This window comes from Halorussus marinus (assembly GCF_004521895.1).
Classification (GTDB): domain Archaea; phylum Halobacteriota; class Halobacteria; order Halobacteriales; family Haladaptataceae; genus Halorussus; species Halorussus marinus.
On record NZ_SBIR01000011.1, the window covers coordinates 101831 to 120242 of the forward strand.

At 66.6% G+C, this 18412-nt stretch carries 20 protein-coding genes and 1 tRNA gene; 17 read left to right on the plus strand and 4 right to left on the minus strand.

What is annotated here, in order from left to right:
• Positions 1 to 79: 79 nt before the first annotated feature.
• A complete protein-coding gene (locus EPL04_RS14485) occupies positions 80 to 2128 on the plus strand; it encodes a hypothetical protein (RefSeq protein WP_134671907.1) in 2049 nt (682 codons plus the stop codon).
• On the opposite strand, the gene EPL04_RS19365 is transcribed toward EPL04_RS14485, so the two are convergent.
• Complete coding sequence (locus tag EPL04_RS19365; RefSeq protein WP_280178003.1) at positions 2125 to 2259, minus strand: DUF7503 family protein; 135 nt, start codon at positions 2257 to 2259, stop codon at positions 2125 to 2127. The genes EPL04_RS14485 and EPL04_RS19365 overlap by 4 nt on opposite strands.
• A 196-nt stretch (positions 2260 to 2455) precedes the next feature.
• On the opposite strand from EPL04_RS19365, the gene EPL04_RS14490 reads away from it, so the two are divergent.
• From EPL04_RS14490 to EPL04_RS14505, 4 genes are read left to right on the plus strand one after another with little or no spacing between them, the layout of a single operon-like run.
• Complete coding sequence (locus EPL04_RS14490; RefSeq protein WP_167599488.1) at positions 2456 to 2770, plus strand: HalOD1 output domain-containing protein; 315 nt, start codon at positions 2456 to 2458, stop codon at positions 2768 to 2770.
• Between the two features lies 1 nt (position 2771).
• Positions 2772 to 3362, plus strand: a complete 591-nt coding sequence (locus EPL04_RS14495; protein ID WP_134671908.1) for a DUF7504 family protein — start codon at positions 2772 to 2774, stop codon at positions 3360 to 3362.
• A 53-nt stretch (positions 3363 to 3415) separates the two neighbouring features.
• The gene (locus EPL04_RS14500) at positions 3416 to 3688 is read left to right on the plus strand and encodes a hypothetical protein (protein WP_134671909.1); all 273 of its coding nucleotides are present in this window, start codon (positions 3416 to 3418) and stop codon (positions 3686 to 3688) included.
• Between the two features lie 55 nt (positions 3689 to 3743).
• Positions 3744 to 4376, plus strand: a complete 633-nt coding sequence (locus EPL04_RS14505; RefSeq protein WP_134671910.1) for a uracil-DNA glycosylase — start codon at positions 3744 to 3746, stop codon at positions 4374 to 4376.
• Between the two features lie 7 nt (positions 4377 to 4383).
• On the opposite strand, the gene EPL04_RS14510 is transcribed toward EPL04_RS14505, so the two are convergent.
• Both EPL04_RS14510 and EPL04_RS14515 read right to left on the minus strand, forming a co-directional pair.
• The gene (locus EPL04_RS14510) at positions 4384 to 4584 is read right to left on the minus strand and encodes a hypothetical protein (protein WP_134671911.1); all 201 of its coding nucleotides are present in this window, start codon (positions 4582 to 4584) and stop codon (positions 4384 to 4386) included.
• Positions 4585 to 4642: 58 nt separating this feature from the next.
• A complete protein-coding gene (locus EPL04_RS14515) occupies positions 4643 to 5011 on the minus strand; it encodes a hypothetical protein (protein ID WP_134671912.1) in 369 nt (122 codons plus the stop codon).
• 144 nt (positions 5012 to 5155) lie between these two features.
• On the opposite strand from EPL04_RS14515, the gene EPL04_RS14520 reads away from it, so the two are divergent.
• From EPL04_RS14520 to EPL04_RS14530, 3 genes are all read left to right on the plus strand, one after another.
• Positions 5156 to 5911, plus strand: coding sequence for a TIGR04282 family arsenosugar biosynthesis glycosyltransferase (locus EPL04_RS14520; RefSeq protein ID WP_134671913.1), 756 nt, complete (start codon positions 5156 to 5158; stop codon positions 5909 to 5911).
• Positions 5912 to 5953: 42 nt separating this feature from the next.
• Positions 5954 to 6036, plus strand: a tRNA-Ser gene (locus EPL04_RS14525).
• 393 nt (positions 6037 to 6429) lie between these two features.
• On the plus strand, positions 6430 to 6750 hold the full coding sequence (locus tag EPL04_RS14530) for a DUF5785 family protein (RefSeq protein ID WP_134671914.1): 321 nt from the start codon (positions 6430 to 6432) through the stop codon (positions 6748 to 6750).
• Here EPL04_RS14530 and udk read toward each other — a convergent pair.
• On the minus strand, positions 6747 to 7487 hold the full coding sequence (gene udk, locus EPL04_RS14535) for a uridine kinase (RefSeq protein ID WP_134671915.1): 741 nt from the start codon (positions 7485 to 7487) through the stop codon (positions 6747 to 6749). The genes EPL04_RS14530 and udk overlap by 4 nt on opposite strands.
• A 122-nt stretch (positions 7488 to 7609) precedes the next feature.
• Between udk and EPL04_RS14540 the strand changes: the two genes are divergently transcribed.
• The 9 genes from EPL04_RS14540 (at position 7610) to EPL04_RS14580 (ending at position 18388) form a co-directional block, all read left to right on the plus strand.
• Positions 7610 to 8371 carry a GTP cyclohydrolase III gene (locus EPL04_RS14540; RefSeq protein ID WP_134671916.1) on the plus strand — a complete coding sequence of 254 codons (762 nt, stop codon included), beginning with the start codon at positions 7610 to 7612 and terminating at the stop codon, positions 8369 to 8371.
• Between the two features lie 95 nt (positions 8372 to 8466).
• On the plus strand, positions 8467 to 9078 hold the full coding sequence (locus EPL04_RS14545) for a CBS domain-containing protein (RefSeq protein ID WP_134671917.1): 612 nt from the start codon (positions 8467 to 8469) through the stop codon (positions 9076 to 9078).
• Between the two features lie 143 nt (positions 9079 to 9221).
• Positions 9222 to 11117, plus strand: a complete 1896-nt coding sequence (locus EPL04_RS14550; protein ID WP_134671918.1) for an ABC transporter substrate-binding protein — start codon at positions 9222 to 9224, stop codon at positions 11115 to 11117.
• 55 nt (positions 11118 to 11172) lie between these two features.
• Positions 11173 to 12147: an ABC transporter permease gene (locus EPL04_RS14555; RefSeq protein WP_134671919.1), complete on the plus strand. Its 975-nt coding sequence runs from the start codon at positions 11173 to 11175 to the stop codon at positions 12145 to 12147.
• 1 nt (position 12148) lies between these two features.
• Entirely contained in the window at positions 12149 to 13336 is a 1188-nt protein-coding gene (locus EPL04_RS14560) for an ABC transporter permease (protein ID WP_134671920.1), read from the plus strand.
• Positions 13337 to 13342: 6 nt separating this feature from the next.
• Positions 13343 to 14389 carry an ABC transporter ATP-binding protein gene (locus EPL04_RS14565; RefSeq protein ID WP_134671921.1) on the plus strand — a complete coding sequence of 349 codons (1047 nt, stop codon included), beginning with the start codon at positions 13343 to 13345 and terminating at the stop codon, positions 14387 to 14389.
• Positions 14382 to 15743, plus strand: coding sequence for an ABC transporter ATP-binding protein (locus tag EPL04_RS14570; RefSeq protein ID WP_134671922.1), 1362 nt, complete (start codon positions 14382 to 14384; stop codon positions 15741 to 15743). The genes EPL04_RS14565 and EPL04_RS14570 overlap by 8 nt, the downstream gene beginning before the upstream one ends.
• 171 nt (positions 15744 to 15914) lie before the next feature.
• Entirely contained in the window at positions 15915 to 17027 is a 1113-nt protein-coding gene (locus EPL04_RS14575) for a branched-chain amino acid ABC transporter permease (RefSeq protein ID WP_134671923.1), read from the plus strand.
• On the plus strand, positions 17024 to 18388 hold the full coding sequence (locus EPL04_RS14580) for a branched-chain amino acid ABC transporter permease (protein ID WP_134671924.1): 1365 nt from the start codon (positions 17024 to 17026) through the stop codon (positions 18386 to 18388). Before EPL04_RS14575 ends, EPL04_RS14580 begins: the two co-directional genes overlap by 4 nt.
• Positions 18389 to 18412: the final 24 nt, after the last annotated feature.

Consider the following 18412-nt stretch of genomic DNA (forward strand, 5'->3'; position numbering starts at 1 on the left):
CGCCCGGCGCCGGCCGCCGACAGGAGACTTTTGGAGGTCGAACGAGTGGCCGCTGGTAACGCTCGCTCCGAGGTGAAACGTGGTTACGTTCGAACCGTGCGACGACGGACTCGACATCGTCGACCCCATCGAGCGGCGCCGCTACCGGCTCCGGACCGGCGGTCCGGTCGCCCCGTCCGAGATCGACGAGGCGGCGTTCTACTTCCCGGTCGACGCCGCGGTCGCGGTCAACGCCGCGACCGTGAGGGTCGCGGGCATCGCGGACGCGTACGTCCGTCGCGAGGACGGCGGGATGGTGGCCGCCCTCCGGCCGGGAGCAGAGATCGAACTCCCGGCCGACAGCTACGAACTCGAACTCAACGGGCCGGTGAAGTGCTACTTCCGGGTCGAGGGCGCGGTGGCGGCGAGCGCCGACGGCGATCGGATCGCGTTCTCGTTCGACGCCGACGAACTGCTGGTCGGCGCGCGGTCGTACCACCAGCGGCCCGCGGCGACGATGACGATCACCTCCGACCCGGCGGACGCGCTCCGGGCGCTGTCGTATCTCGGCTCGGCGCTCAAGACCACCTCGCCCGAGCGGTCGTACCCGACCCTCCGGGGTCACCCGCCGACCGTCGAGGTCGGCGCGACGCTGTCGATCCCGGACGGCCTCTCGACGCCCGACACCGGCGTCGAGATCGAGGTGCCGCCGACCCACCGCGCGGCCGCGATCGCCGCGCCGCTCGCGTTCTACCTCGGCGCCGAGCTCGTCCCGGGCGAGTCGGGCCGGCTCCGGTGTGTCGACCGGGAGTTCGCGCTCGACGAGCCGGACCTCCAGACGGGCGTCGAGCGCGCGCTCAAGCAGTCGTTTCTGTTCGACTGCCTCGTCCGGACCGAGGGCTACTACCGGGTCGACCTCCACGAGCGGGCGGCGCTGGCGCCCCGCCTCGACCTCGATCTGGCGGCGCTGTACGACCGACCGCTTGCCGACCGGCTCGGGGCCTACCTCTCGGTGCCGTTCGAGACCGTCGCCGACCACGTCCCCCGGTGGAACCTCGCGGCGTACGTCGACGCCTCCCCGACCGGCCTCGAAGCGCTCCCGTTCGTGGTCGGGGACCTCGCGATCGTCCGGCCCGCGACGGGCGAGCGCGTCTCCCCGGCGGCGTTCCGGGAAGGCGTCCTCGACGACTTCATGGGCGCGACCCGGGGCGACCGCGTCCGCGGACCGGACCGAGACGCGGGCGCGCTCGGGCTGATCCGACCCCCCGAGACCGACGCCGTCGAATCGGCGTGGTTCGGCGACGGCACGCCGATCGGGGCGACGAAGGCGACGCTGGCGGCGTTCCGAAACAAGCTCGATCGCCGGCCGGACGCCGGCGACATCGAGATCGCGGTCGTCGGCAACGACCGCGAGATGCGGGCGGAGAACGACGCGGTCCGGGCGGCCTACGGGTCGCGGACGGAGCTCCCGTTCGACGTGACGGTCCGGCGGGACCTGACCACCGGCGAACTCCGAGGGCTTCTGGGGCAGGACGTCGACTTCCTCCACTACATCGGCCACGTCGACGACAGGGGGTTTGAGTGTGCGGACGGCTACCTCGACGCCACCGACATCGACTCGGTTGGCGTCGGCGCGTTCCTGCTGAACGCCTGCCGGACCTACGAGCAGGGGATGGCGCTCGTCGAGGCCGGAAGCGTCGGCGGGGTCGTCACGCTCAACGACGTCGTCGACAGCGGCGCGCTCAGAGTCGGGAAGACGATGGCTCGGCTCCTCGATCTCGGATTCCCGCTCCGGGCCGCGATCGAGATCGCTCGCACCGAGAGCGTCGTCGGCGGTCACTACACGGTCGTCGGCGACGGGCGGGCCGCGGTCGTCCAGGAGGACGACGGGCTCTCGATGCTCTGTCGGATCGCGGACGCAGACGACGGGTACGAGCTCACTATCGACGCGTTCGTGCCCAGAGAGCGCGGGATGGGCACGATGGCGAGACCGATGGTGGGCGGGGCAAAGCGACACTATCTCGCACCCGGCGTGATCGGACAGTTTCAGCTCTCTCGCGAGGAGCTTCGCGAGTATTTGGACCAGCACCGGTACCCGATCAAAAAAGACCGATGTCTGTACTGGCAGAGCAGTTCTCTGGACCTCTAAGGGCCGTACGTCGCGGTCACGCCGGTCGCGGCCGCGCCGCCGACCTGAGCGAGCAGGAGGGTGATCGTGAACAGTGCGCCGACGAGTCGCGGTCGGTCCGCGATCTCCGAGCGTAGGGTAGTGTCTGACATAGTACGGTAGTCGGCGGGATCGCCGACGTTCTGTTCGACGAGCGGCGACTATTTTGATATGTGGGACCTACCGCGGAACAAACTCGGATTACCGTCCGGTATGGAGTGGATACGAGTCGATCGCGCCCGCCGTTGTTACAGCAATAGTTTTATTAAGCGAACATCGAAACCAATCCGAGAGGTCGGGAAGATGTCAATGAGTCACTGGGGGGACGACGATTCGGGGTTCGTCGAAGCGGCCGACGAACCCGGCGTGTACTACGCTCACCACGACCCCGACGGCCCGCTGACCGTCAGCGGCACCGTCGTCCGAGCGGTCGCCGAGATCGCGGGCGTCGATCCGATGACCACCAAGATCCCCCTCGACGAGAGCGTCGATCCCGACGCGCTCGACGAGCTGTTCGCGACGGCCTCGAGCGAGGCGAGCGTTCGGTTCGACGTCTGCGGGCTCGACGTCGTCGTGAGAAGCGACGGGACCGTCCGAATCAGCAACGCGGTCTCCGAGTCGTAGCATGACGACGGCCTACGAGGCGAAACTGATCCGGACCTGCGTCGACGCCGACCCCCACACGCTCGTTTTCCGGCGGTCGCACCGCGACCGAACGCCGTTCGCCCTGCTGGCCGACGACGATCCCGACGACGTGCTCGGGGTCACGTTCGATCGGCCCGCCGGCTTCCTCGAAGACTGGACCGCACGCGTCGGAACGCGACCGCGACGCGTCGGGGTCGTCGGCGTCGGCGACCGGATGCGATCGACCGCGGCGTCGGCCGGTTCGGACTCGAACGCGGTCCGGGGCGTCGCGGATCCGACCGACGGAGCGGCGATCCGCGCCGCCGCCGCCGACTACCTCGACGCCTGGCCCGACGACGGCCGCGCGGTCGTCTGCTTCGACTCGGCGACCGCGCTGCTCGAACACCGCCCGGTCAACGAGGCGGCCGATTTCCTCGTCGACTTCCGCCAGCTGTTGGACGAACACGGCGCCGCTGGCTACGTCTGTCTCGACCCGTCGGCCCACGACTCGGACGCGGTCCGGACGATCGGGTCGCTGTTCGATACGGTCGTCGAGTGTCTCGACGGGGGCGCCACCGGCGGCTCGGAGTGAGTCGCCGAGCCGGGACTACAGATTTATGCCGAGGGGCGACGAACCGCCACTCGATGAGCGACGATTCTCGATCGACGGCTGATCGTCTCGACGCGTTCGCGGCGGCGAGCGAGTTCGACGTGGACCGTCACGGCGAGGAGGTGGCAGTCAGGGTCGTCGTCGACGCCGACGGGTTCCGGACCGATCTCTCGGACCTTTTCGACGCCGCGGCCGAGCACGGACTGGTGGCGTTCGACGGCTGGGTCGGCGGACAGGGCGTGGCCTCGATCCGGTTCAAGCCGGCCGAAGGGGCGGACGGCGTCACACTCGACGCGGACGCGAACTGATTCGGTCGGGGCCGTTCGACCGGTTTTTCCCGCTCGACTCCCTATCGGACGGACGATGGACGCGAACCAGCAGACCGCCTCGAACCCCTTCGGCATGGACGCCGACTGCGAGAACTGCCCGGCGCTGTGTGAGACCCGCGAGCGCGTCGTCCACGGCTACGGGGACGTGGGCGCTGACTTCCTGTTCGTCGGCGAGGCGCCCGGGTCGGGGGCCGACCGAACCGGCGTCCCCTTCACCGGCGACGAGCGCGGCGAGGCCCTCCAGGACGTGCTCGGGCGACTCGGGCTCAACAGGTCGCTACCGAGCGCCGACGAGCCCGAACTCGACAACGCCTTCGTGACCTACCTCGCGCGGTGTCGGGACCCCGAACGACCGCCGACCGACGCCGAGGTCGGGACCTGTGAGCCGTACCTGAACGCCGAGATCCGGATGATAAACCCCGAAATCCTCGTCCCGGTCGGCGGGCGCGCGCTCCGCGAGCTCGCGGCCGAGTACACCACCTCGCCCGCCGAGTCGTTCGCGTTCCCCGACGCCCACGCGACCACGATCCGGGGCCGGGGGTTCGAGCTGGTCCCGCTGGCCGATCCCGTCGACCTGACTGGCGAGCGCAAGCGGGCGTTTCTCGACCACTTCGAGTCGCTGATGGCTCGGGACTACCGCCAGACGAAGGGCCGGCGGAGCCGCTGAGTCGAGCCTACCAGTAGGAGGTCGATAGCCGACTCGCGGGGCCCGAGCCCAGCCGGCCCGCCGCCAGCACGCACGCGGCGACTACCGCGATCACTGCGAGCGCGGCGGTGCTCGCGGTCACGGTGTCGAGGAGTCTGACGAGGCTACCGACCGCCACGAACGCGACCGAGACGGCGCCTACCACGGCGAGGAGTCGCCACCAGTACATACCCGTGCCGACGCATCCCCGAGATAAAAGCGTGTAGGAATCCGGGTCGCGGGTCGGCTCACTCGGCGTCGTCGCGGTCGTCGTCGACCGGTTCGCCGCTCTCGACGTCGATCCGGTACACCTCGGTCTCGTCGCCGTGCGTCTGGTCGCCGAACAGCTTCGACCGGAGGTCGTCGGCGACCGACTGGACCTGATCGCGGATCGTCTTCATCTCGGCCTCGAACTCCTCGACCGACCGCTCGACGTAGTACACCCGGTTCGCGGGAATCCGCCGGACGACGTCGTGGTCGGCGTCGTGGTCGTCGGTCTTGACGAGCCAGTGATCCTGAAAGTAGGCGACGTGCTCGTTCTCGACGGTGCGCTCGACGGTGCCGTCGTCGGGATCCTCGTAGACGATCGTCGCGTGTCCGAGTTCGCGTTCGACCATACGGTGGGTAGGGGCTCGGGCGGCGTAGGTGCTGTGGCCCGTCGACCCGTTCGACCGCTCGATAGGGGGTCGGCGCCCAGTCCGTCGCCCGACCGGACGCGACGAATGGCGGCTTTCAAGACCGCGGCCGCCCGAGGTACTCCCATGACAGTCATCGCGGTCTTCGCCGACCCGCCGCGACCGGGGCTCGTACTGCCGGAACTCGCCGAGTCGTCGCCGCTCTCGGCCGAGGAGGCCACAGAGCTCTACGCCGCGTCGCTCAAAGACACCTTCCGGGCCGCCGAACGGAGCGGGGGCGAACTCCTCGTGAACTACCGCCCCGACGACCTGCTGGCCGACGAACACGTCGGCGAGGAGAGCGCCGAGGCCCAACTCCGGGCGCTCGCGGCCGACGCGCTCGCCGACCCCGGTGAGGCGCGCTTCGAGGTGCAGGCCGGCTCCACGTTCGCCGCGCGGGCGGGCAACACCGTCACCCACCTGCTCGACCGCGAGGAGGTCCAGTCGGCGGCGGTCGTCCCGGGCACCGCCCCGATGCTCACGCGCAAGGAGATCGACAGCGCCGCGATGAAGCTCCGGCGCAACGAGGTCGTGCTCGGTCCCAGCGAGCGCGGTCGGGTCTACTTCGCGGGGTTCACCGATACCGTCGACTTCGAGGGGGCGTACGCGACGCCGGCGATCGAGACCCTGACCAACCGCGGCGTCGACGCGGGCCACGACGTCGAGTATCTGGACCGCGAGACAGGCATCGAGACCGGCGAGGACCTCCGATCGCTGGTGCCGACGCTGAACGCCCGGGTCGCCGCGGGCCGCATCGTCCCCGAACACACCGCGACACTCCTCCGGGAGTGGGGGCTCCGGGTCGTCGAACGCGACGGGGAGCCGACGCTGGTCCGCGAGTAGACCGACAATCCTTATACGGGTCGGGCGGTTACGCCGAGACGTGGTGGGATGGCAGAGCGGCCTATTGCGCCTGCCTTGAAAGCAGGTGGCGTCAAGCCTCCTGGGTTCAAATCCCAGTCCCACCGCATTCTCCGACGAGCGACACCGCGAGCGGTTCGTCCGCTCGCGTCGCCGTGAGGAGGGATACGGTTTCGGCGCGGATTTTACCCCCTGTCAGTCGCATGCCCGCGCAACGAGCGACCGGAGAGAGCGAAGTGAGCAGGACCGTCTGGCTCTGGGTTCAAATCCCAGTCCCACCGCATTTTCCGACGAGCGACACCGCGAGCGACCGGAGTCGTCGCCGTTCGAGATCGAACGCTCGCCGTCTCGTTCGGTGATAACGCGCCGCTGTTGTCAGCGACGCCACTGTTCCCGACCGGTAGCGTGCGCGGGTCGAGTCGTCCCGCGGAGTCGAGCGAGCCCAAGCGGATCGCCAGCGAACGGTAAACCCTTTTAGCGACCCCTCCCACGTATCAGGCATGGACTGGCCGCACGATCCCGACGGCGAAGAGGGAAGCGAAGGCGGGCGCAAGTACGGCATGGCCGTGCTCGCGAAGAAACTCGACGACGAGGAGGACTTCCCGCTGTCCCGCGAGGAGTTCGTCGAGTCCCACGGCGACGAACCGGTGCGGATCAACTACCAGCGGGTCGTCAGCGTCGCCGACATCTTCGAACACGTCGAACAGGCGGAGTTCGAGTCGATCCTCGACTTCCACAAGGCGGTCGGCCCGGCGATGCGCGCCGGCGGGTTCTGGGACTACCACCCGAAAGGCGACGATCCCGAGAAAAAGAGCGCCTAGTCGTCCATCGGAAACTCGTCGTTGTCCTCGGCCTCGTCGCCGACGCCGCCCGTCACCGCGTAGCCGCCCCGCTCCTCTCGCTCGACGCCGTCGTCGCCGAGTCGCCACCCCGATCCCGAGTCGGTGTAGGTCTCGGCTCGGACCTTCTCCTCTAGTAGTCCCACCGCGACCGCGTTCGCCCCTTCGGGGATGATGATGTCGGCGCGCTTCTTGGTGGGTTCGACGAACTGCTCGTGCATCGGCTTCACCGTCGAGAGGTACTGGTCGATCACGCCTTCGAGGTCCCGCCCGCGATCGACCACGTCACGTTCGATGCGTCGGAGGATACGCACGTCCGCGTCGGTCTCGACGTACACCTGCAGATCGAGCATGTCGTTGAGCTCCTCGTCGTAGAGCGCGAAGATGCCTTCGAGGACGATGACGTCGGTCGGCTCGACCGTCACGGTCTCGTCCTTTCGGTTGTGCACCGAAAAGTCGTACTGGGGCATCTCGATCGGCTGGCCCGACAACAGCGAGTCGAAGTGCTCGCGGAGCAGTTCCCACTCGAACGCCGAGGGGTGGTCGTAGTTGACCTCCGCCCGCTCCTCGTAGTCGAGGTGCGAGAGGTCCTTGTAGTAGTTGTCCATCGGAATTCGGGTCACCGAGTCGTCGACCTCGTCGGTGATCTCGCGGGCCACCGTCGTCTTTCCTGCCCCGGTCCCGCCGGCGATGCCGACGACGAAGGAGGGGATGGTCATTAGCGGGGTGGAGGGGAGACTGTGGTTTGAATCCCCCGGAACGGGCGGGACGTTCTCAGTTCTGGAAACCCTATCACGATTAGGATAGCTTATAAGCCGGGGCTCCTAAACTCGAACCAACAGTGACGAACACGCAGGTCACCCTGATCCAGATCGACAACTACGGACCGTGGACAGTGACGCCCGAGCCTCGCCGAGAGGTCGACCTCCAGACCCTGCAGTCGCGGCTCTACGCCGACCTCTCGCAGCTCGTCGGCAACCGGGAGGGGTACGTCTTCTTCACCCGGTTCGACAACATGATCGCGGTCACGAACGGGATCGACCGCGACGACCACGCCCTGATGCAGGAGTCGGTCGCGAACCGCTACCCGGTGACGGTCAGCTTCGGTATCGGCGTCGACCCGAGCCCGGCCGAGGCCCTCGAAACGGCGACCGCCCACATCCAGGACGCCGGGAGCGCACAGGACGGTTCTCGGACAGAGATCCTCCGAGGTGAGACCCTCGACACCGACGACCGGGCGGGCGACGACGTCCAGCTCGCGCACTTCGACGTGAACGACGCCACCGGCAAGTACACCGATCGAATGAACGCCTACGACTCGTTCATCCGGATCGAACAGGGGTACGCCGAACTGATGCGGTACCTCCGGAAGGCCCACGACGGGCTGGCCTTCTTCGTCGGCGGCGACAACATCATCGCGACGTGTCCGGATCTCGACCGGGCGGCCTACGAGGACGCCCTCGAGCACGTCCAGGAGACGGTGTCGGTCGAGCTCAAGGTCGGAGTCGGACAGGCCCGGACCGCCCAGTCGGCGGGGATGGCGGCGAAACACGCCCTCGAAGTGTGTCGGGACGACGGCGACCGCGTCGTCATCGACCGGTGAGATCGGACCGGGTCAAACAACCGTTAACGTAGGGCCGTCACCGGCTTAAGCTTGCCGGGGATACTTTTTAGAGAGACTGTGGCAATGGTTCGCATATGGAAACCGAAGTGACTGTCAGGGACGTGATGTCCCGCGAATTCGTCGGGGTCAGCGAGTCGGACACCGTGCTGGGCGCGGTGGGGCTCATGGACGAGGAGGGGGTCGGGAGCGTGGTGGTCCTCCGGGGGAGCGAGCCGGTCGGCATCATGACCGAGTCGGACGTGCTCGGGGTGGTCGCCGACGAGGCCGATCCCGCCGACACTCCGGTTTCGGAGGTGATGTCCGAGCCGATAATCTCGGTCGAGGCCGACCGCGGGCTGGCGGACGCCGCGGGGACGATGTCGCGCGAGGACATCCGACGCATCATCGTCGAGGAGGACGGCGAGCTTCTGGGACTGCTCGACGAGCGCGACATCATCTCGGCGTCGGCGTCGCTCTCGGGGGTTCCGTCGTTCCGGGACGGGCGCCACCCCGTCGCCGGCAGTCCCGTCGCCGACGCCCCCGCCGAGACCGATCCGGTCGGCGCCGACCCGATCGGCGGCGTCACCGACAACGGCGACAGCGCGGAGTACTCCGACCGGAGCATCTGCGAGGCCTGCGGTACCCTGAGCCGGGAACTGTCGAACGTCAACGGCCAGTTGATCTGCGTCGACTGTCGGGACGTCTGAGTTCGAAAGCGACCGGTTCGGCACGGTAAGTGTCGATTTATCCATTTGTACTCGCTTACAAGCGGCGGTAATTACGGGATAGTGGCGACCTACGCTCTAAAGATGTCGCAGTTTTTAAGTACCCCCTCTACTATTGGGATGTTATGCCACACGACATTGACAGGCGTGGTGACGAGGCACATCAGATGAAACGGCGGCGATGGCTCCAGGCGCTGGGCGTCGCCGGTGCTGCGGGCCTCGCTGGCTGTTCGGGCGGTGGCGACCAGGAGACGACCGCAGAGACGACCGAGGACGACCCGATGGGCGGCTCGGAGACGACCGAGGGCGACGGCGAACTGCCCTCCGTCAGCGGCACGTACAACAGCCTGGCGTCGGCAACCTACGAGACGCTCAACCCGATATACAACGACACCTACGGCGCCGGCGTCGCCATCGAGTACACGCTCGATCCGAACTACGACTTCCGACCGGGGACCGAACAGCTCCCGCTCACGATGGAGCTCTCCAGCGACGACAACGAAGTGTGGGTCGCGAGCGTCCGCGAGAACATGGAGTTCAGCGATCCCTACGGCGAGGTCACCGCAGAGACGTTCACCTATCAGATCCAAGAGGTCCAGCAGACCGAGTGGGCGAACACCCCCGACAGCACGAACTGGTACCGAAACGACGAGCCGCTCAACGTCGAGCAGACCGGCACCTACGAGTTCCAGATCGAGCTCCCGAGTCCCGACCCGCTCTACCTCGAAACCTACGACCCGTTCCTCTACCCCATCCCGATCGATCTGATGAAGCCGTACGTCGACGAGGAAGACGTTGAGGGGTTCCGGCAGGACGAGGACCTGCTCGAACTCTCGTTTACCGGAAACCTCGGCGCCTTCAGCCTCGACGAGTGGAACAGAGGCTCCGGCATCACGTTCTCGCGAAACGACGATTACTACCTTCAGGAGGCCGACGACCTCCCCGAAGCCTTCAGCAACGCGCCGTACTTCGAGGGCATCGAGATCAGCGTCGTTGGCGAGGAGGCCTCGCGCCTCGCGGCGCTGGAGACCGGCGAGGCCGACACCGCGGCGGTTCCGCCGAATCGCGTGTCGGAGTTCCAGGACCTCGAGAGCACGTACGTCAGCGTCCAGCCTCAGTCGTACAACGAGGTCTGTACGTACAACATGCGGGACAACGGCTGGAGCGCCGGCCCCGGTAACCTCTTCCGCGAGAAGAAGTTCCGGCAGGGGCTCGCCTCCGCCATCAACAAGGAACGACTCGTCAAGGGCGTCTATCGCGGCTACGCCGACGTCGAGTACACTTGGCAGCCCCCGTGGTCGAAGTGGTTCCCCGGCGAGGACGAACTGATGACCTTCGGGACCGGCGACCTCTACGGACCGGAGGAGACCCGTAGTCGTATCGAGAGCGCCATCGAAAACGTCGAGTACGACTACAGCTACGACGGCGACCGACTGGTCACCCCCGAAGGCGATCAGGTCTCGCTCAGTCTCTACCACGTCGCCGGCCAGAACACCGAGAAGAACTTCGCGCAGTACATCGCTCAAGAGCTCGACAAGAACGCCGGTATCAACGTCGAACTCAACGCCATCGACGCCACGAAGTTCGCCAACGACTACTGGCAACAGCAGGTTCCGGACAACCCCGACCAGTACGAGTGGAGCAACGGGCGGAACAACGCGGGTCCTCGCGAGGTCACCAGCAAGAACGCGTGGGACATGTCGGTGGTGTACGGCCTGAACGCCTATCCGCTGAACCCGCTGACGGCCGACGTGTTCTTCCTCAAAGACTCCGTCTACAACCCTTACGGCTACTACCCGTCGTGGAACGCCAAGGAACTGTTCCAGAAGGCGAAGAACGCCGAAAGCGAGGAGGCGCTGAAGGAGGCGCTGGCAGAGATCTTCGTCAAGATCTCGGAGGACCAGCCGATGGGGATGCTGGCGTTCCCCTCGGACACCATCGGATACAACAGCAGTCTTCAGGGCCCGATCGAGAACTACTTCAGCGGCTGGGACTTCCCGACCTGGCACTTCGAGGAGTAACGCGACGACCGACTTCGCCGTTTTATTCGCGACACAATGAGAGATTAGTGATACAATGGGACTCGAATGGTATATAACGAGACGCGTGGCATGGGCAGTGATCGTGACGTTCATCATCGTCACTCTCACATGGGCACTGCTGACCGCGGCGCCGAACCCGCAGGTATCGCAGGCCGCGACACAGGCGGCGCTACAGGGCGGTGATCCCGCAGAGGCCCGCGAGCGGGCCCGTGAGCTTCGGGGCCTCGACGCACCGCTCCACGAACGATACATCGACTACGTGACGGGCGTGTACACCCTCGAATGGGGGTGGTCGGAGTCGCGCAATCAGCCCGTGACCGAAGCGCTCCTCGAATCGCTGTACTACACCGCCCAGTACTCGATTCCCTGGACCATACTGACGATCCTCTTGGGACCGCTGGTGGGTATCTACTCGGCGGCCAACCAGTACAGCTGGAAGGACCACGTAGCGACGGGCTTTGCGTTCTTCGGGTACGCGATACCGAACTTCTTCTTCGGTATCATACTCCTGTTGGTGTTCGGCGTGTATCTGGACGTGGTACCCATCGTGTACAACACCGACGTCGCGGTGTTCAGCCTCGAGAACGCGATACAGCTCGTGCTCCCGGTGTTCGTACTGGTGACCGGTTCGATCGGCGGCACGATGCGGGTCTCGCGTAACGAGTCGGCCGAGTACATCAACGCCGACTTCGTGAAGACCGCCACCGCGAAGGGAGTCTCGCCGCTCCGGATCTACGCGAGACACATCCTCCGGCCGACCATGGTGCCGCTGTCGACGACGATCGTCGCCCAGTTGCTCTACCTGTTCGTCGGGTCGTCGCTGCTGGTCGAGGTCGTCTTTGGCATCCCCGGACTCGGCCAGACGACGTTCCAGGCCGTGATCGCTCAGGACACCAGCCTCGTGCTCGGATCCACGCTGTTCTTCACGTTCATCGCGACCGTGGGGAACCTGCTTCAGGACGTGGTCTACACCGTGCTCGACCCCCGAATCAGCTTCGACGAGAGATAACATGGCGACTGACAAATCCAACCCCAACTTCGATCAGGTCGACTGGGACGACATCGCCAGCAACAGCGGCCGGGAGCTATCGACGAACGCGATCGGGACGCTGATCTCGACGGGCGTGCTCGTTGCAATCCTGCTGTACGATTACTTCATCGTGCCGGCAAACAGCGCCACGTTCGAGGCCGTCGGCTGGGGCTACGACGTCATCCCGCTCGACTACATGTTCGCGTTCACCCTCATCCTGTTCGGGTTCTACGCGGTGTTGCCGCTGTATCAGAACCCCCGGATGACTCGGTACTACTGGAAGGAGTTCCGAAAGAACCGCCCGGCCGTCGTCAGTCTGATCTGGCTGATCGCCATCTTCCTGCTCGGCGTGCTCGGACCGCTGTTCATCAGCCCGACCGAGAGCGAACTGTTCCGGAAGTACCAGCCGCCGATCTGGATGACGATCGACCAGAATTACGTCATCGAGTGCGTGGGCACGCTCGCCGGCGGCGCTTGCGCCGGAACGTGGCAGCATCCGCTGGGAACCACCCAGGGCGGCAAAGACATTCTCACGATGATCATCTACGGGATGCAGATCAGCATGAAAGTCGGGTTCATCTCGACGCTCATCGCGGTCGTGATCGGCACCGCGTTCGGCACGGTCAGCGCGTACGCCGGCGGGATGGTCGACGAGGTGCTGATGCGGTACGTCGACATCCAGCAGTCGATCCCGACGCTCATCCTCTACCTGCTCATCATCTACATCTTCGGCGGTGGCCTGTGGCTGTTGATCCTGTTGCTCGGGATCTTCTCGTGGGAGGGCATGGCCCGGTACGTCCGGAGCAAGGCGCTCTCGGTCACCGAGGAAGAGTACATGAAAGCGACCAAGATAAGCGGAGCGAGCTCCTACCGGATCATCCGCCACCACGTCATCCCGAACTCCGCGAGCAGTATCATCACCGACATCACGCTACTGATCCCGGCGTTCCTGCTCGCCGAGGCCCAGCTCTCGTTCCTCGGGCTGGGCGACTCGTCGGTCCCCTCGTGGGGCCAACTCATCTCGGCCGGCCGGAGCGACCTCTCGTTCGCGCCGTGGATCGTGCTGGCGCCGGGACTGGTGTTGTTCCTGACGATCCTCGCCTTCAACTTCCTCGGCGACGCACTGCTAGACGCACTGAACCCCGAAGCGGAAACGGAGTCGGAGTGATTCCACATGAACGACACACCACTACTCTCCGTCGACGGTCTCACGACGACGTTCGAGACCGACGGCGGGACGCTGACTGCGGTCGACGGCATCGACTTCGACGTCCGCGAAGGCGAGACGCTCTGTATCGTCGGCGAATCGGGCTCGGGCAAGACCGTCGCGACCGAATCGGTCACCCGGCTCGTCAAGTCGCCGCCCGGACAGGTCGAAGGCACCGTCCGGTTCCGCGGACGGGACATCACGGAGATGAGCGAGTCCGAGCTCAGGGAGATCCGGGGCAACAACATCGCTCACATCTTCCAGAACCCCCAAGACGCGCTCAACCACTGTTACACGATCGGGTGGCAGATCGCCGAGGCCATCCAGATCCACGAGCCGGACGTCTCCGACGAGGCGGCCCGCGATCGGGCGGTCGACTTGCTCGACAGGGTCGGCATCGCCAACGCCACCGCGCGGTTCGACGACTACCCCCACGAGTTCTCGGGCGGCCAGCGCCAGCGGGTGATGATCGCGATGGCGCTGGCCACGAACCCGGATCTGCTCATCGCCGACGAGCCGACGACCGCGCTCGACGTGACCGTCCAGGCCCAGATTCTGCGCCTGCTCGACGAGCTACAGGACGAGTACGGCATGAGCATCCTGTTCGTGACCCACGACCTCGGAGTCGTGGCCAACGTCGCCGACCGCATCGTGGTGATGTACGCGGGCAAGGTCATGGAGCGGGGCGGCGTCTACGACCTCTTCGAGCGGCCGGCCCACCCCTACACGCAGGCGCTGATGGAGTGTCTGCCCGGGAAGGGACAGGGCGACGGGGGCATCCCCGGCTCGCTTCCGGACCCACTCAATCCGCCAGACGGCTGTCGGTTCGCGCCTCGGTGCGACCACGCCGTCGACGCGTGTCGGACCGGCGACCAGCCCGAGGAGATAGAGATCGGGGACGGCCACCGCGTCTCCTGTGTCTACTACCAGTCGGGCTACGACGAGTCGACCGTCGCCGACGAGTCGCTGGGAACCGGGACCTCGACCGCGACCGGAGGTGTCGGCGATGACTGATCCCGACGAGCCGCTGGTCTCGGTCCGGGACCTCAAGAAACACTACCCGATCAAGGAGGGAATCCTCTCCCGACAGGTCGGGGCCGCGAAGGCCGTCGACGGCGTCAGCTTCGACATCTACCCGGGCGAGACGCTCGGACTGGTCGGCGAGTCGGGCTGTGGGAAGTCGACCGCCGGGTCGTCGATCATTCGGCTCGAAGACGCCACCGGCGGGGAGGTCCTGTTCAACGGCGGCGGACGGGCCGGTCGGACGCGCAACGACGACGGCACCCACCCGAACGACGTCACGCGGTTCGACGAGCGGGAACTGAAGGCGTTCCGCCGGGACGCCCAGATGATCTTTCAGGACCCCTCTTCGAGCTTCGACCCCCGGATGACCGTCGGCAACTCGGTCGCCGAACTCCTGCAGGTCCACGGGATGACCGACAGGGACCGCCGGCGCCGCATCGTCCAGAACTTGCTCGAACGCGTCGGCCTCTCGGCCGACGACTACGATCGGTACCCTCACGAGTTCTCCGGCGGCCAGAAACAGCGGATCGCGCTGGCGCGCGCGCTCGTGCTCAACCCCGACTTCATCGTGGCCGACGAACCGGTGTCGGCGCTCGACGTCTCGATCAAGGCCGAGATCCTGTCGCTGATCAACGACCTCCAAGAGGAGTTCGGGCTGTCGTTGCTTTTCATCAGCCACGACATGTCCGTGATCCGCGAGGTGTGTGACCGGGTCGCGGTGATGTACCTCGGCGAGATCGTCGAGATCGGGAAGACCGAACAGATCTTCTCGGACCCCGCACACCCCTACACCGAGGCGCTTTTGTCGGCGATCCCGAACCCCGACCCGCGGTCGACCCACGAGGGCATCGAGCTGAAAGGCACCGTCCCGAGCCCGAGCGACCCGCCCAGCGGCTGTCGGTTCCACACGCGGTGTCACCGCGTGATCCAGTCCGAGGAGTTCGACCTGGACCAGTCCGCGTGGCGGTCGGTGCTGAACCTCCGGGATCGAGCGATCGCCCGCGAGATCGACGTCGAGAGCGTCCGGGAGTTCGTGGCCGCCGAGACCGACACCGACCCCGAGTCGGTCCCGCCCGACGCCGTCAAAGCAGAGATCCGCGCCGAGTTCGACCTCCCCGAACAGCTGTCGGACCCCGAGGCCGAGCGCGTGCTCTCGGACGCGCTCGACCGGATGGTCGACGACGACGTCGAGGCGGCAACCGAGACGCTGATGGAGGTGTTCACGACGCCGTGCGAGGAGACCAAACCCGAACTCCTCGACCACGGTGACGGCCACCAGTCGTCGTGTCTACGAAACGAACCCGACGTGGGCGCGGAAGCCGTCGCAACGGCCAGCGACGACTGAACCCCTGCGGTTCGGGTTCGACACGTCGGTCCCGGAACCGTAACGTCACGTTACCGCTACTCGGCCGGCGGCCGCCGTCGAAAACGAGCGCTTTGTCGTCCCCTATACCGATTATCGGTCGCAAATCTTCTTATAGATCGATTCCGCACTTCGTGTGGGGAGTGTTATCGAATGGGTGTTTCCGAAACGTACGTGCGCGGTCGGCGACTCGTCGTCGACCAACCGCTCGCCATCGTGGTCGGCCTGATCGGGCTCTGGATGGCGTGGTTCCTCGCCGCGGGGTTGGCGGCCGGGCGCGTGCAGTTTCACGACGTCGCGGCCCTCCTCTGGGACGGGCTGCTTCGGGGGCTCATCGTCGGCCTCGCCGGCATCGGCCTCTCGATGACGTACAGTATTCTCAACTTCGCGAACTTCTCGCACGGCGACTACATCACCGCCGGCGCGTTCTCGGGGTGGGCGGTGACCTACCTGCTGGCCGGGCTCGGTGAGGCGGACGTCGGCTCGCTGTTGCTCGTCGGGGCCGGCGGCTCGGTGTTCGGCGGCGCGCTCGGCATCGGGGTCACCACGTCGCCGATCGCCGTCGCCGCCGGGGCGGTCGTCGCGGGCGTCGCCACGGTGGCGCTCGCGCTGGTGATCGACCGCGTCGTCTACCGGCCGATACGCGACGAGAGCGGCATCACGCTGTTGATCACCTCCATCGGGGTGGCGTTCGCGCTCCGGTATCTCCTCGTGTTCGTGTTCGGCACCGACGTCCGCGGGACGACCGCCGCCGGGCTCGTCCCCCGGGCCAGCGTCCCCGTCGTCGACGGGACGGTGAGAGTCACGGCCCACGACGCGACGCTGCTCGTCGTCTCGGTCGGGCTGATGCTCGGGGTCCACCTCCTGCTCCAGCGCACGAAACTCGGAAAGGCGATGCGCGCGATGTCCGACAACGAGGATCTGGCCCGCATCACCGGCATCCCCACAGAGCGGGTCGTCCGCGCCACATGGATCATCGGCGGCGGGCTCACCGGCGTCGCCGGCTACATGTTCGTCCTTTGGAAGGGAACTCTCGGGTTCAACGACGGGTGGCTCCTGCTGTTGTTGATCTTCGCCGCGGTCATCCTCGGCGGGATCGGGTCGATCTACGGCGCGATCGGCGGCGGCATCATCATCGGCGTGACTGCCTCGACGTCGGTCATCTGGGTCCCCTCGGAGTTCGGCCGGGCGGCGGCGTTCGTGGTGATGATCGTCATCCTGCTGTTCAAGCCGAAGGGCATCTTCGGCGGGAGGACGACGGCATGAGCGCCACCGGCCTCCGCGACCGGGTAGCCGACCTCGGGGACCGGGACGTGGGACTGGTCCTCGCCGTGCTCGCGGTCATCTACGTGGTGTACGTACTCGCGGGCGTCGTGTTCGGATACAGCCTCCGGGGACAGCTCAACTCCATCGCCAACCTCACGTTCTACATCGGGGTGTTCGGGATGCTCGCGCTGGCGCTCAACCTCCACTGGGGGTACACAGGGCTGTTCAACATCGGCGTGGTCGGGTTCATGGGGATCGGCGTCTACGTGACCTCGGTGATCACCAAGCCGCCGGTCGCGCAGGGCGGGGCCGCGCAGGTCGGCGGGTTCGGGCTCCCGCTCGCCGTCGGGGTCGTCGGGGGCGTGCTCGCGGCGGCGCTGTTCGGACTGCTGGTCGCGCTCCCCGCGCTCAGACTGCGGGCCGACTACCTCGCGATCGTGACGATCGCGTTCTCGGAGATCGTCCGGTTCACGATGATGTCCCGGACGTTCCAGACCTTCCAGGTGCCCGACACCGTGCTCGGAATCGATCTCGCGGCGGACACGGTCGGGCTCGGGGGCGGCGGCGGACTCATCCTCAACTATCCGTCGCCGCTCGAAGCGCTCCTGCGGACGCTGTTCCTCTGGGACCCGTACCTCGGGTTCGTCGGGTTCGTCGAGTCGAACCTGATCGCGAACAACCCGAAGCCGGTCGTCGACGGGGTGGTGTACGGGCTCGTGTTGTTGCTCGTGGTCGGGCTCTACTACTGGCTGCTCACCTGGACCGGCAAGTCGCCGTTCGGGCGCGTCCTGAAGGCCATCCGGGAAGACGAGGACGTCGCCAACGCGCTGGGGAAAGACACCAACCGGTTCAAGCTCAAGTCGTTCGTGCTCGGCTGTGCGCTGATGGGGCTGGGTGGCATCCTCTGGTACGCCGGCCGCGGGAGCATCACGCCGCCGTCGTTCCGACCCAACATCACGTTCTTCGTCTGGATCGCGCTGATCATCGGCGGCGCCGGCTCGAACACCGGCAGTTTCCTCGGCGGCGCGGTGTTCGCGGCCCTGCTGTACGAGGGTCCCCGGTACTTCAAGAACCTCGTGGAGGCCGCGCTCGATCTCGGCGACGGGCCGGGGAGCTTCGGGCAGGCGATGGCGGCGGTCGGCTCGCTCGACCCGGTGCCGTTTTTCGTCTACACGCTCAACAGCATCAGCCAGCTCCGGCTCGTCATCATGGGGGTCGTGCTCATCTGGCTGATGCACAACCGACCCGAGGGCATGTTGGGCCACCGCAAGGAGACCGCCTCGACCATCGACCTCTCGCGGCCCGACCGCCGCGACGCTCCCGAGGAGGCCGCCGCGACCGACGGGGGTGAACGCCCGTGAGCGAAGCCGACGAGTCCGCCGAGG